Here is a 13168-nt window from a genome sequence, read left to right as displayed (position 1 = left end):
ATTACTGTTGCACCCGGCAATTCCTGTATAAGCAATGTTCCTTATTCGCCCCAGGCAGTGACCACCAGGCTCCTGGAACCGCCATGATTCCTGTGTTCGCATAAGTAAATACCTTGCCAGGTACCTAATGCCAATCTCCCATGCCGGATGGGAATCATTACAGAGCTGCCAAGCAACGAAGCTTTTAAATGGGCCGGCATATCATCGGGGCCCTCATCTGTATGCCTGTAATCCGGGTCCGATTCGGGCGCTACCTTGTTGAAGTAAGTTTCGAAATCCATCCTCACCGTAGGATCAGCATTTTCATTTATAGTCAGCGAAGCGGAAGTATGCTGGATAAAAACCTGCAACATGCCCGTGCGGATATCTGACAACTGCGGCATGGCCTGCACTATTTCAGGGGTGATCAGATGAAAGCCCCTGCGTCGTTGGCTCAATTGAATAACTTGTTGGTAGATTTTCATAGCTGCAATTTACTGTATCCTCCAGATTCTGTTATTCTTATCATCCGTCATCAACATACTTCCATCTTTCAGTACCAGTAACCCTACCGGTCTGCCCTTCACAATTCCTTCCGTGGCATTGTGTACAAACCCGGTCAGGAAATCTTCCGGCGGCCCTGCCGGCTTTCCATTCTTAAATGGAACGAACAAAACTTTATAACCACTTACCGGTTTGCGGTTCCATGAACCATGTTGTGCTATAAATGCCCCGTTATGATATTTCTCCGGAAATCTTTTAGCGGTATAAAATACCAGGCCCAGTGAAGCGGTATGCGATCCCAAAGGCACATCAGGTACGATCACCCGGCTGGCCGGCACTGTTGGAGCATCTTTGACCCGTGGATCGCGATGGGCCCCGAAATAGTAATACGGCCAGCCGTAAAATCCCCCTTCTTTTACGCCTGTCAGGTAATCGGGAACCAGGTCGTTGCCCAGGTTATCCCGTTCGTTGACGGCTACCCACAAAGTGTTGGTTCCCGGCGCCCAGCCCATACCTACAGGATTACGCAAACCGGTTGCATATAGCCGCTGGTTGTTCCCATCAGGGTCCATCTCGATAATGCAGGCGCGGTGATCTTCATTGGCAATACCTTTCTCGGCATGATCGGTGCCTGAACCTACAGCGACGTACAATTTTGTTTTATCGGCATTGGTGATAATATTCCGGGTCCAGTGCCTGTTAATTTTACCGGCAGGGAAAGTAGCGATCTTCGTTCCCGGGGCAGTGATCAACGTGTCGCCCGTGTTGTAGGGAAATGTCAGCAGGGCGTCGGTATTGGCAACATACAAACGGTTGCCGAGGAGTAAAATTCCAAATGGCTGGTGCAGTCCTTTCAGGAATATGAACCGTTGTTCGGGAATACCGTCACCATCGGCATCGCGGAGTAAAGTGACCTGGTCTTTACTCTTTTTCATACTGTTGGATTTATTAGCTCCAACGAATACGGCGCCTATCTTGGTAAAAAATGAGTGATTGCTGTTGGATTCCGAAACCAATACATCGCCGTTGGGCAACTGGTACATCCAGCGTGGATTGTGCAACTGGTCTGCATACAAAGTAACTTTAAGTCCCGGCGGCGCCGTTGGCGTTTCGTTAGGTTGCCATCCCATCACATGGCTGTATTTCATGTAGGATTTGGTAGCGTGAGGCGGCGGAAGCTGAAGCGTATCCTGCTGCGCCCAGAGATATAGCGGGCCCGATAATAGGAGTGATAACAAACATTTTTTCATATAAAGTGTTTCCCGTTGCTCTTACAATATCCAAGCCAGCGCCAGGTATAGAAAACGGGGTCTGCGGTCAAACATTAGCAAATATTTAATTCGAAAAGTGAGATTTATTTAAGTAACTTCATGGTTCCTGCCAGCCAAAGAGTAATTAAAAGACATGAAAATCCTTAACGTAAAATTTTAACCATGGTGACACCACAGCAGGTAATGATTATAGATGATGATGCGGATGACAGGTCATTTTTCCAGGAGGCAATCACTAATATTTCCCCTGTTATCGAAACGCGTGTATTTGCCAGTGGCGTACAGGCGTTAGCGTTATTCAAAGAGAATAAGGTATATGCTCCTGACTACATTTTCCTGGACTTCAATATGCCTTTAATGAATGGCCGGGAATGCCTGGTTGAGTTGAGAAAACTTCTGCAACACAAAGTAACCCAGATTATCATTTTAAGCACTTCCGATACAAAAGAAGACCGGGAAGATGCCTTCAGGTTAGGAGCAAAACTATTCCTGACTAAACCCAATACTTTCCAGGAACTGTGTAATATGCTTAAAGGTGTATTGGAAGGAAGCTTCCAGATGTTGTTCCCTTCCCAGCAACCAAATATGAGCAGCCATTAAAGGACCGGCTAATTATTTAGAGATTGATTTATTGTATTTGTTCCTATACTCCATAGGAGAGATGCCCGTCGCCTTTTTGAAAATATTCCTGAAAGCCTTGGTATCAGAATATCCCACTTCGTACATAATTTCATTAATATTTTTACGGCTCGACTCAAAGCTTTTTTTAGCCACTTCCATTTTCACCCGTTGGATGTATTCCGTAACGGTATTGCTGGTAGCTTTTTTAAACCTTCTTTCCAGGCTTCGGCGGCCTACGGAGAAGATATCGGCCAGCTGGTCTACGGTTATTTTTTCTCCCCAGTTCTTTTCAATATAATCCTGTGCTTTCAGAACGGAATCGTCCTGGTGATTGCGTTGCCCTACAAACATACTGAAGGCGGCCTGGCTATCCCTGCTCAGGTCTATTTCAAAATACTTGGAGAGAGCGATCGCCATCGGTCTGCCATGGTATTTTTCTACCAGGTAAAGCAGGAGGTTCCAGAAAGAATTGGCCCCGCCGCTGGAATAGATGCCGTTTTCGTCTATAATGATCTTTTCTGACACCAGTTCAATATCCGGGAACATAGCCTGGAAATCTGCTACTGCGCTCCAGTGTGTGGAACAGCGTTTTCCTTTCAGCAAACCGGTGCTTGCCAGCAGGAATGCCCCAACGCATAAACTGGCCACTTCCGCGCCTTTGGCACGTTGACCCGCTATCCATTTGGTAATAGTGTCATTGTCTTTCAATACTTTATGCCATCCGCCTTCCGGGTCGGGATTCACCGCCGGGATAATAATAAGGTCGGGCCTGAAAGTATTGTCAGATATCTCAACATCAGGCGTAACCCTGAAGACCTGGTGATAATCTTCAGGCTTTTTGGTGGCGCCCACCAGTTTTACGTCAAACATCGGGTCGTTTCCTTCCCTTACGAGGAAATTGTTCAACTGTGTAAAACAGACAAGGGGACCTTCAATACAGCTGAGTGCTACGGCTCCGCGTGGAACTATTATGGCAACTTGCTTCATATTTCAAATCTAAGAGAAAAGATTATTATCTCAACAATCATTTTATTCATTTTTGGAGGCAGAATATCCTGCCTTCCACACAACCCGTTCCGGGCCAATTTGTTATTTAAGCAATCCTTTCACCACAACATTAAAAGCCTGTTCCATGATGGCTGGCGTCAGCTCAAAGGCGTTGCCCTTAAAGTCCCTGCCTTCGCGGTGAAAATTGATAAGAGAATAAAGCGGTGCAAAGCTCAGGGCCCAGTAAGTGACCAATGGCATCCTTTCTATCTCCCCCCTCTCCATAGCTTTCTCCACATACCTGCCTAATGTTTTGGAATATTCTTCAGATACTATTTCCAGCATTTGTTCACGGTAGGTAGAGTTAGTGAGTTGTTCGAAGAAATACCCTGCCTGCAGGTTCGCCAGGTTATAGGCGGTCCTGTTCTGCCACTGCCGCCAAAGCGTTTCCCTGAAGGGCATATCCGGGTCGAACCCCTCGAGGGTAGCCCTGGCCATTTTCAAACCTTCTTCAATAGCAATACTGGTGATCAGGTCATCTTTATCCTTATAATAAATATAAATCGTGGCGGGAGACACGCCCGCAGCTTTAGCCAGCTTGTTAATACTGAAGTTTTCAAGGCCATCATTGGCTATCATTTCAACGGCGCTGTCCCTGATTGCCTGAACCTTATTTTCATCTCTGTTCCGCATAGTCTCAAAAATATAAAAATTCTTCAGTGGATAATGGCTGAGGGATGGCTATTAAGTTAGTGAAAATATTTCTTCATTACCTGTTCTGTTGTCAACATCCCGGTGGTAGTGTTCAGGGAATCAATTTTCGAGAGCTCCGCCTTGGCGAGCGGAATGGTGGATGTTTCCAGCATTCGCTGCATTACCGCACGCTTGGAGGCCGGCAATGAATCTTTTAAATACTTCTCCATCATCAGGTTGGCGATAGGAACCGCGAAAGTAGCGCCGGTACCGGCATTTTCCACGATCACGGCAATGGCGATCCGGGGATTGGCCCTGGGCGCAAAGGCCACGAATACGGAGTGATCTTTCAGGTCGGTCACTTTCCCGTTTACAATTCCCCTGTTCTGGGCTGTTCCTGTTTTACCGCAAACGGCAATACCGGGTATCTGTGCGCCTTTTCCTGTTCCGTGTTCTATTACATCTTCCATTCCGTATATCACTGCGTTATAGGCAGTATCAGATATCCTGGCCACGGTATGCCGTTCTTTGAATTTAGCCAGCAGATCTGAGCTATCCTGGTCGATAGATTGCACAAAATGCGGCAGGTAGTAATATCCCCGGTTGGCAATAAGGCACATGGCATTGGCCATCTGCAAAGGCGTTACCGCTACCTGTCCCTGCCCCATTCCTACATACAGCTCGGAACAGGAGTTCCAGTTGCCATGATATCGTTTATTGATCACCGTAGTATCGGCCACGAAGCCGGGATTTTCGCTGGGAATGTCGATCCCCAGCCGGTGCCCCAGGCCAAAGCGCGACATATATTCGGCCCACCTGGCATGTCCATTCTTCACTCCTCCCCATTTGCGGGCGTCCACTTCCAGCCTGTACAGGTGCAGGAAATACGCATTGCAGGAATGGGCCATCGCTACCCGCATATTGGCGGCATGCCCCGGTTCCCGGTGCAGGCATTTGATCGTACGGTTGCAGGGAGTATAGGCGCCCAGGCAGGGATAGCCAAAGTCGGGGGTAATGATCCCTTCGTCCAGCGCCACAATAGCGGTAAGCGGCTTCATAGCCGATCCTGGCTGGTAAGTGGCCTGTATGCCCCGGTTCAGGAATGGTTCTGTAGGATCTGAAAACAGTTTGCCCACGTTTCGGGCACGGGCAGACCCCGACAATAGATTCGGGTCAAAGACGGGACCACTAACCATAGCGAGAATGCCGCCGGTGGCGGGGTCTATTGCCACCACGCTTCCAACCTTGTTCCGCATCAACTCTTCTCCCAATACCTGCAACTCTATATCCAGGGAGAGCCGCAGGTTCTTTCCGGCAACGGCGGCTGTATCGAACTCCCCGTTCTGCAAGGATCCCTGTGGCCTGTTCAAATTGTCTTTAACGATATATTGTGTACCTCTTTGTCCCATTAATACCCGCTCATAGTTCTTCTCCAGCCCCGTTAGTCCTATATAATCGCCTGACTGATATCCCGTATAATTATCTTGTTTGAGCAAACCGGGTGATATTTCACCAATATAACCTAGTATATTAGCAGCAGCTTTGTAAGGGTAAGTTCTGGCAGGCCGGGGTACCAGTTCGAAACCGGGTTGAAAGAGATACATACTTTCCTGCAACTGGCTGAAGGAAGAAGCAGAAAGTAAACTTGCAAATACGGAAGGTCTGACCTTACCGTTCTTTTTAACAGCGTCGGCTATACGTTTTTTAAACGCCGTCCTGTCAATTCCGAGAATGCTGCATAAATAACTGGTATCAATATTTTTAACGGCAGCAGGAGTAACAACCAGATCGTATAAAATTTCGTTGCTTAAAATACTTTTATTTTTACGATCGAAGATCAACCCTCTGCTGGGGTAAACTATTTTTTTTGTTACAGCATTTGCATCGGCCAGACGCTGATATTTTTTTTCAACGATCTGAAGATAAAACAGCCTGGAAGTCAACAATAGCACGAGGCCTGCGATGAGCAGCACGACAATGCGTCGCCTGGGTTGCGTGAAAACGGACATGAAAAATGGAGGGAGATTTAGAACGCAAAACTAATTTATAAAAATCATTTGTAGTAAAATTCCTACACAGGTGGTCTTTAAAAATGATAAGAATTTTTTGCGAAAAAATTAAGTGGCGCGGATATTGTTTCTAGTAAAAAAAATGGCGGATACGAAGCCGGAAAGTTCACGTTTACGTAAATACTTCCGGGACGATTGCCGTCTTACCAAAAATCAATCGCATGTTCTTGAGTGCTAAAAGGAACCTATCGCCTTTGTTAAAAAAACTATCTTATCGATTAATTGGAGAACCTACCGAGTTTTCCCTCGAAAACCGCATCTTCAACACTATTTGTTTAATTGCTGTATTCATTCTTGCTTTCAATGTACCGTACAACTACCTGACAGGACTAAAAGTAACGGCGCTGATATTTTCAGTGTTGGTGATCGCATTCGCCGGTATTTATTACCTGTCGCGTTTCCATAAAAAGCTTAACACCAGTATTGCCCTGTCAGTGATCGTTGTCAATGTGTTGTTTGCTGTCAACTATTTTTTCAGCGGCGGCATACAGGGCGCTTCGCTGTTATCCTTTACCCTGGCCTTCTTCCTTACTATGCTCATCAGTCCGCGTAGCCAGTATGCCTGGTGGCTGATCGTAAACCTGGTTGTAGTAATAGGATTGATCACGTATGAATACTATTTTCCCGGTTCGGCGCCATCGGTATATGATACCCGGGAAGACCTGTTCGCCGATATGACACCTACCTACATTACCAATGTGATAGTAATATTCATAGGCACTGTTTACCTGAAGAATGCTTATAAAAAAGAGAAAGAGAGAGGGGAAGAAAAAACAAGATCGCTGGAACTAATGAACGCGGAGAAGAGCAAACTGTTCTCCCTGATCTCCCATGATCTCCGGAACCCGCTGGCATCTATCCAGAGTTACCTGCAACTGATCCGGGAAGTGGAACTGGATGCGGCAGATAAAGCACAGATCGAAGGGGAACTGCTCTATGTAGTGAACAACACGCAGGAGATGCTGTACAATATCCTTGTGTGGTCGAAGACCCAGATGGAAGGGCCTAATATCAACCTGGTTCCGGTGAATGTTGCCACGGCGCTGGAGCCCATCCTGCAAATCACCAGGATGGCAGTTGTCAAGAAAAATATTGATTTCAAGGCTGAGATAGATACTGCTGTCGACGTACTGGCAGATATCAATATGCTTCAGCTGATCATCCGCAACCTGCTGGGAAATGCGGCGAAGTTTACTCCCGCCAAAGGAACTATAGAGGTAAGCACCAGCAAGCAGGGAAATAACTGCCGGATCGAGATCAAAGACAGCGGTACAGGCATCCGTCAGCAGGAAGATATCTTCTCGCTGAAAGTACGTTCTACCTTCGGAACGGATAATGAGAAAGGCGTAGGAATGGGATTATATTTATGTAAGGAATATACCATTGCCCAGAACGGGAAAATCTGGTATCAGAATAACCCGGAAGGCGGCAGCTCCTTTTTCCTGGAACTGCCGCTTGCCGGTTAGTTGGTGTAAGGACGCGCCCTTAAAGCGGTCCAGGTATCATCTATGGCGGCGCTGCTTACCACGTTCAATGCAATGGTATCGAAGGCAGCCCAGACGGTTTCCCTTTTTATATCGCTATTTAGTTTCCCCCCTTTCGGATAACATGCCCAGAAATAAGCGTCTTCTTTTACAAAAGGAGCCAGCTTCTTTAATAATGCCAGCAGTTCTTTTTGCTTAACGGCAAATACCTGTACGAAATCGTAGCTTCCTTTTTTTGCAGCCGCAGGCTCCTGGTCAAAACCCCGGTCGCCTATTAGTTCGAGGTAAGAAGCCGGCGCATTCACAATGAGATGTTGCGAGGCTTTTTGATAGTATAATTTTTTCAGTACTGCATCTCCCGACATGATCATGATTATTTGGGAGGGAAAATTACAATTTTAAAGGAACATTCCTCCTGATGCTTCGATTCTTTGCGCAGTTATCCACCTGGCATCTTCACTGCACAGGAAAGCCACGATACCGCCTATATCATCAGGTACGCCTGTACGACCCAGCGCGGTCTGAGATTTAATGAACTCGATGGCCTGAGGAGCGTGTTCGAATACGGAACGGGTAAAATCAGTTTCAATAATACCAGGCGCTACTGCGTTGGCTGTAATACCCCGGCTTCCGATCTCCTTGGCGAGGTAACGGGTAAAAACCTCTATGCCACCCTTCATGGCTGCATAAGCTGCATATCCTGGTGTTACAAACCTGGCCAGCCCTGTAGAAAGATTGATCACCCTTCCTCCATCTGCTATCAATGGTAATGCTTTCTGTGTAAGGAAAATAACTCCTTTCAGGTGTACATTGCACAGTTCATCGAATTCCGCTTCAGTGATCTCAGGGATCAGCGACCGCCTGTCGATACCTGCATTGTTCACCAGGAAATCAAAACTCGCCTTACCTGTTGTTTCCTGCAGGTACCCGGAAATTTCGCCGATGAATGCATCAAAAGTTGATACGTTGGCAGTGTCCAGCTTAAACGCTGCCGCTTTAACGCCCAGTTCCGCCGCTTCTGCTACTACTTTGTTCGCCTCTTCCTGGTTGCTTTTGTAAGTAATAATAAGGTCATGTCCGTGAGCCGCCAGTTTGAGGGCCATATTTCTACCCAATCCCCTGCTGCCGCCAGTTACCAATGCTATTTTCTTTGTTGCCATAATTAAAAATTTAATGATCCAAAGTTCCGGCAAAGCAGTCATTCTGTTATGGTGAGACGTTAAGTATTTATGGTGACTGTTTAAGTATTTTAAACTAACCTGGCGGTCTATTTTACACAATAAACCAAATGAATATTTGGTTTATTAAAAAATTCCTGTACCTTTGTTATGCCCAAAAATATTATTAAGATGAAAGTAGGTTTATTAATAGGAAGTATCAGGCAGGGGCGACAATCACATAAAATAGGTCACTACCTGGCCAACCAATTGGAAGCGCGGCAACATGAGCCGCAGTTGCTGGACCTGGCAGCTCTTTCCCTTCCCCTGCTGGAAGAAAGAGTATCGCTGCACCCTGCATTACCTCAAACGGTAAAAGAATTAAGCGGGAACCTGCACCAGGCGGATGCGCTGATATTGATCACACCCGAATACCATGGCAGTTTTTCGGGCGTGATAAAAAATGCGCTGGATTATTTCTCCGCAGAATTTTACCGTAAGGCAACCGGCATTGTGGCCGTAAGCGCAGGGAAGCTCGGCGGCGTGAGCGCAGCAAACCAGTTACAGCAGGTTGTTAACAGCGCAGGTGGGATTGCAGTACCCACCAAGTTACTGGTGCCGGAAGTTTACGGCGCTTTCAATGAAAAAATGGAACTGGTAAATGAACATACCATTCGTTCCGCTAAAAAGTTCCTGGATGATTTTGAATGGCTGGCCACCGCCATTAACGAAAAGAAATCAGTACCCGCAGGATAGTTCAATTAAACTTCCCTCTCAATACAAGAACGCAGTACACGGTAGCTAATACCCGCTGCGTTCTTTTTTATTAGTTCTATTCTCGCAAAAAAAATTTTATCTTGTCGGCTTATACAATTTTTACCTCGCAAGATCGTCTCTTTCTGAACACCCAACTGATAAGTTGAATAAAATGAAACAAAAACAACCTGGTTTATTCAGTTTGCTGCAACCTTACGGGAAAATGGTAGCACTGCTGATAATATTTACTTTGCTAAGCAGCGGCTTAAACCTATGGCTCCCCAAAATAATAGGAAATGCAGTAGATGCCTACGAAAAGAACAGTTTCAACCTTTCTTCAGTACTCATTACTTTCCTCTCGGTCGCCCTTTTCATCCTTATTTTCACGTACCTGCAAAACCTTTTACAGGTAAGGGTATCCGAAAAAGTAGCCCTGCATTTAAGGAACAGGATCGCTGAAAAGATCTCTACCCAAAGCTATGCATGGGTAGAGCAGGCCAATCCTTCCCGCCTGCTCACGAACCTGATCGCGGATGTCGACAGTATTAAGCTGTTCGTATCGCAGGCGATCGTTTCCCTGGTATCGTCTGTCTTCATTATAATAGGCGTCAGCATCCTGCTGCTCAGCATCAACTGGAAACTGGGCCTGATCATTATCACCATCATCCCCATCATCGGGGTCACTTTTTTCCTGGTACTCAGAAAAGTCAGGGCCTTATTCATAAAAAGCCGGGAAGTGATGGACTGGCTGAACAAAGTGATCAATGAAAGCATCCTGGGTGCCGCGCTGATCAGGGTGGTGAACAGCCAGCAACTGGAAGACAACAAATTTCTTGATGCCAACACCAAGGCAATGAACTTTGGTCTCTCCATCGTAAAATTATTTGCCGGCCTGATGCCTGTTATCACTTTTGCCGCCAGCATGGGCTCTGTAGCCATTTTGCTGCTGGGCGGCCATTATGTGATCGACAATTCCATGTCGCTGGGCGATTTCACAGCCTTCTCCACCTACCTCTCCCTGCTCATCTTCCCTATTATCATCATCGGGTTTATGAGCAACATTATTGCACAGGCAACCGCCTCTTACCAGCGTATCAGCAGCGTACTGCACCTGCCCGATACCATGCCGGCAGGCAATATTACCACTCCCCTGAAAGGGGATATCACTTTTGATAAAGTGAATGTAAAGTATGGAGAGAAACCTGTATTAAAAGATATCTCTTTCAACATAAAAGCAGGAAGCAAAGTAGCTATCATTGGTCCTACCGCCGCCGGCAAAACACAGCTGCTTTACCTCATCACGGGGTTATTGAAACCAACTTCGGGTCAGGTACTGGTAGACAACCGCCCAGTGACCGAATACGACGCCAATGCCTATCACAGCCAGGTTGGATTCGTGTTCCAGGACAGCATCATTTTCAATATGAGCATCCGGGAAAACATTGCCTTCAATGAAACCGTAACAGATGCGGATATGGAGAAAGCTATCCAAACCGCGGAACTTTCGGCGTTTATTAACACCCTTCCCGAAAAGCTGGATACGCTTGTATCTGAGCGGGGCTCCAGTTTATCGGGCGGTCAGAAACAAAGAATTATGCTGGCCCGCGCACTGGCTATCAAACCTACTGTTTTATTGCTCGACGATTTCACGGCAAGGGTAGATACCACTACAGAGAAAAAGATCCTGGCCAATGTTGCAGAAGCGTTTCCCGGTATCACCCTGGTTTCGGTTACCCAGAAAATAGCGGCTGTAACCAACTACGACCAGATCATCCTGTTGATGGAGGGAGAAATTGTTGCGACAGGCACACACGACGAATTAATGCATAACAGCCCTGAATACGTTCAGATCTATCATTCTCAGCAAAGCACCAGCAACTATGAATTACAATCTAAATAAAACATTCACCCAGGGCCAACGCGCTTCGAACTATACTGCCTTTAAAAATCTTTTGCAACTGATCACCAGCGAAAGGAAAAACCTCTGGCTGGCTTTGGGAGCCATCCTGCTCAATTCGGCGATCAACCTGCTGGGACCATTGCTCATCAGCTACGCGGTCGACCATTTTATTGTACATAAAGAATACCGAGGTTTGCTGATCTCCGGTGCAATACTCATCTGCATGTACCTGATCTCGCTCTTCACCAGTTACTTCCAGACCAAGCTAATGGGAAGGGTTGGACAGCGTACGCTATTCACGCTGAGAAATGCCATTTTCAACAAGATCCAGCAATTACCTGTAGCCTTTTTTAACCAGAACAAAGCAGGCGACCTGATCTCCAGGGTCAATAACGATACGGATAAACTGAACCAGTTCTTTTCCCAGGCCCTGATGCAGTTCCTGGGCAGCATTGCCAACATGGTTGGCGCAGGAATTTTCCTGCTGGCGCTGAATGTGAAGATGGGAGCCATTTCACTGCTTCCTGCGCTACTCATTCTCCTGTTTACAAGGGTGCTTTCTCCCTGGGTTAAACGCCGGAACGCCGCTAACCTGAAAACGGTAGGTGCATTGAGCGCCGAGATCCAGGAAAGCCTGGGCAACTTCAAAGCAATTGTTGCCTTCAACCGCCGCGATTATTTCAGGAAACGTTTCAGCGAAGCCAATACCAACAACTATAACACAGCTGTTTCCGCAGGCATTGCCAATAATATATTCCTGCCATTCTACGCCCTTTGTTCCAGCATCGCACAACTGCTGGTACTGGTGGCTGGCATCTACCTCATTTCGCAGGGCGAGTTTACCATCGGTCTGGTATTGGCCTACCTGGGGTATACCAACTATTTCTACACTCCTTTACGGCAACTGGCTACTTTATGGGCCAACTTCCAGGTGGCCATGGCAGGTTGGGACAGGATCTCCGAGATCCTGAACCTGGAATCCGACCTGGTTACCGTCCCCGCTGGGCCGGTCACACCGCCATCCAGTTCGCTGGTCGAGTTCCGCAACGTGCATTTCGGTTACCCTGAAGGCAAAGAGATACTGCATAACATCAACCTTTCTTTCGAACAGGGTAAGACCTATGCGCTGGTTGGGCCTACCGGCGGCGGCAAAACCACTACCGCATCCCTGATCGCCCGCCTGTACGACCCTACCAAAGGAACGGTGCTGCTATCAGGCAAGGATATACGTAGTTATAGCGATAGTGAAAGAACGAAGAAGATAGGTTTCATTTTGCAGGAGCCTTTCCTGTTTTCCGGCACCATCAGGGAAAATATCCTTTACGGCAACAGCGAATATCTTCATGCCTCCAACGAAGAGCTGGTAACCCTGATCAGGGAAGCCAACCTGGAAAAACTGCTGGCCATATTTGAAGAAGGCCTGGATACCAGGGTAACTTCAGGTGCAGAAGGCATCAGCTTAGGACAGAAACAAATCATTGCTTTCATGCGGGCCGTGTTGCGGAAACCTGATCTGCTCATCCTCGATGAAGCCACTGCCAACATCGACACTGTTACTGAACAGTTGCTGGAAGAGATCCTTCAGAAATTGCCGGCTACCACTACCCGCGTGATCATTGCGCACCGCCTGAATACTATAGAGAACGCCGATGAGATCTATTTTGTGAATTCGGGAGAAGTTACCAAAGCAGGTTCATTCCAGAATGCCATGGAAAAACTTATGCAGGGAACAAGAGAAAGCTAGTTT

The 13168-nt window shown here is 47.0% G+C and carries 12 protein-coding genes; 5 read left to right on the top strand and 7 right to left on the bottom strand.

Translation table 11 applies throughout. The annotated features are described in order from the left end of the window. Window positions 1–41: 41 nt before the first annotated feature. A complete protein-coding gene (locus tag BLV62_RS04660; RefSeq protein WP_089759182.1) occupies window positions 42–464 on the bottom strand; it encodes a secondary thiamine-phosphate synthase enzyme YjbQ in 423 nt (140 codons plus the stop codon). A 9-nt stretch (window positions 465–473) separates the two neighbouring features. Beyond that, on the bottom strand, window positions 474–1733 hold the full coding sequence (locus BLV62_RS04655) for a PQQ-dependent sugar dehydrogenase (RefSeq protein ID WP_089759180.1): 1260 nt from the start codon (window positions 1731–1733) through the stop codon (window positions 474–476). 183 nt (window positions 1734–1916) lie between these two features. Here BLV62_RS04655 and BLV62_RS04650 point away from each other — a divergent pair, with 183 nt between their 5' ends. After that, window positions 1917–2354 carry a response regulator gene (locus BLV62_RS04650; RefSeq protein WP_089759179.1) on the top strand — a complete coding sequence of 146 codons (438 nt, stop codon included), beginning with the start codon at window positions 1917–1919 and terminating at the stop codon, window positions 2352–2354. A 12-nt stretch (window positions 2355–2366) separates the two neighbouring features. Here BLV62_RS04650 and BLV62_RS04645 read toward each other — a convergent pair whose 3' ends face one another. From BLV62_RS04645 to mrdA, 3 genes are all read right to left on the bottom strand, one after another. After that, window positions 2367–3362 carry a GlxA family transcriptional regulator gene (locus BLV62_RS04645; RefSeq protein WP_089759177.1) on the bottom strand — a complete coding sequence of 332 codons (996 nt, stop codon included), beginning with the start codon at window positions 3360–3362 and terminating at the stop codon, window positions 2367–2369. 102 nt (window positions 3363–3464) lie between these two features. Further along, window positions 3465–4055, bottom strand: a complete 591-nt coding sequence (locus BLV62_RS04640) for a TetR/AcrR family transcriptional regulator (RefSeq protein WP_089759175.1) — start codon at window positions 4053–4055, stop codon at window positions 3465–3467. 56 nt (window positions 4056–4111) lie between these two features. Continuing rightward, window positions 4112–6064: a penicillin-binding protein 2 gene (gene mrdA / locus BLV62_RS04635; protein ID WP_089759173.1), complete on the bottom strand. Its 1953-nt coding sequence runs from the start codon at window positions 6062–6064 to the stop codon at window positions 4112–4114. A 221-nt stretch (window positions 6065–6285) separates the two neighbouring features. On the opposite strand from mrdA, the gene BLV62_RS04630 reads away from it, so the two are divergent. Continuing rightward, window positions 6286–7590, top strand: a complete 1305-nt coding sequence (locus BLV62_RS04630; protein ID WP_089759172.1) for a sensor histidine kinase — start codon at window positions 6286–6288, stop codon at window positions 7588–7590. Here BLV62_RS04630 and BLV62_RS04625 read toward each other — a convergent pair. Both BLV62_RS04625 and BLV62_RS04620 read right to left on the bottom strand, forming a co-directional pair. Next, window positions 7587–7973, bottom strand: coding sequence for a DUF3052 domain-containing protein (locus BLV62_RS04625; protein WP_139169932.1), 387 nt, complete (start codon window positions 7971–7973; stop codon window positions 7587–7589). The two genes, BLV62_RS04630 and BLV62_RS04625, sit on opposite strands and share 4 nt — an antisense overlap. A gap of 33 nt (window positions 7974–8006) precedes the next feature. After that, on the bottom strand, window positions 8007–8768 hold the full coding sequence (locus BLV62_RS04620; RefSeq protein WP_089759168.1) for an SDR family NAD(P)-dependent oxidoreductase: 762 nt from the start codon (window positions 8766–8768) through the stop codon (window positions 8007–8009). A 189-nt stretch (window positions 8769–8957) separates the two neighbouring features. Between BLV62_RS04620 and BLV62_RS04615 the strand changes: the two genes are divergently transcribed. The 3 genes from BLV62_RS04615 (at window position 8958) to BLV62_RS04605 (ending at window position 13165) form a co-directional block, all read left to right on the top strand. Then, entirely contained in the window at window positions 8958–9521 is a 564-nt protein-coding gene (locus tag BLV62_RS04615) for an NADPH-dependent FMN reductase (RefSeq protein WP_089759408.1), read from the top strand. Between the two features lie 172 nt (window positions 9522–9693). Continuing rightward, window positions 9694–11421, top strand: a complete 1728-nt coding sequence (locus BLV62_RS04610; protein ID WP_089759166.1) for an ABC transporter ATP-binding protein — start codon at window positions 9694–9696, stop codon at window positions 11419–11421. After that, the gene (locus BLV62_RS04605) at window positions 11402–13165 is read left to right on the top strand and encodes an ABC transporter ATP-binding protein (protein ID WP_089759164.1); all 1764 of its coding nucleotides are present in this window, start codon (window positions 11402–11404) and stop codon (window positions 13163–13165) included. The genes BLV62_RS04610 and BLV62_RS04605 overlap by 20 nt, the downstream gene beginning before the upstream one ends. Window positions 13166–13168: the final 3 nt, after the last annotated feature.

Source organism: Chitinophaga terrae (ex Kim and Jung 2007) (genome assembly GCF_900107795.1).
GTDB classification, from domain to species: domain Bacteria; phylum Bacteroidota; class Bacteroidia; order Chitinophagales; family Chitinophagaceae; genus Chitinophaga; species Chitinophaga terrae.
The sequence above is the reverse complement of the archived record's forward strand: the minus strand, read 5'-3'. Positions and strand labels throughout refer to the sequence as shown.

Coding starts and splice junctions, on each gene's coding strand:
- BLV62_RS04640 (WP_089759175.1), bottom strand. CDS start 4,055: ATGCGGAACAGAGATGAAAATAAGGTTCAGGCAATCAGGGACAGCGCC.
- BLV62_RS04625 (WP_139169932.1), bottom strand. CDS start 7,973: ATGTCGGGAGATGCAGTACTGAAAAAATTATACTATCAAAAAGCCTCG.
- BLV62_RS04645 (WP_089759177.1), bottom strand. CDS start 3,362: ATGAAGCAAGTTGCCATAATAGTTCCACGCGGAGCCGTAGCACTCAGC.
- BLV62_RS04630 (WP_089759172.1), top strand. CDS start 6,286: ATGTTCTTGAGTGCTAAAAGGAACCTATCGCCTTTGTTAAAAAAACTA.
- BLV62_RS04660 (WP_089759182.1), bottom strand. CDS start 464: ATGAAAATCTACCAACAAGTTATTCAATTGAGCCAACGACGCAGGGGC.
- BLV62_RS04655 (WP_089759180.1), bottom strand. CDS start 1,733: ATGAAAAAATGTTTGTTATCACTCCTATTATCGGGCCCGCTATATCTC.
- BLV62_RS04605 (WP_089759164.1), top strand. CDS start 11,402: ATGAATTACAATCTAAATAAAACATTCACCCAGGGCCAACGCGCTTCG.
- BLV62_RS04615 (WP_089759408.1), top strand. CDS start 8,958: ATGAAAGTAGGTTTATTAATAGGAAGTATCAGGCAGGGGCGACAATCA.
- BLV62_RS04650 (WP_089759179.1), top strand. CDS start 1,917: ATGGTGACACCACAGCAGGTAATGATTATAGATGATGATGCGGATGAC.
- BLV62_RS04610 (WP_089759166.1), top strand. CDS start 9,694: ATGAAACAAAAACAACCTGGTTTATTCAGTTTGCTGCAACCTTACGGG.
- BLV62_RS04620 (WP_089759168.1), bottom strand. CDS start 8,768: ATGGCAACAAAGAAAATAGCATTGGTAACTGGCGGCAGCAGGGGATTG.
- mrdA (WP_089759173.1), bottom strand. CDS start 6,064: ATGTCCGTTTTCACGCAACCCAGGCGACGCATTGTCGTGCTGCTCATC.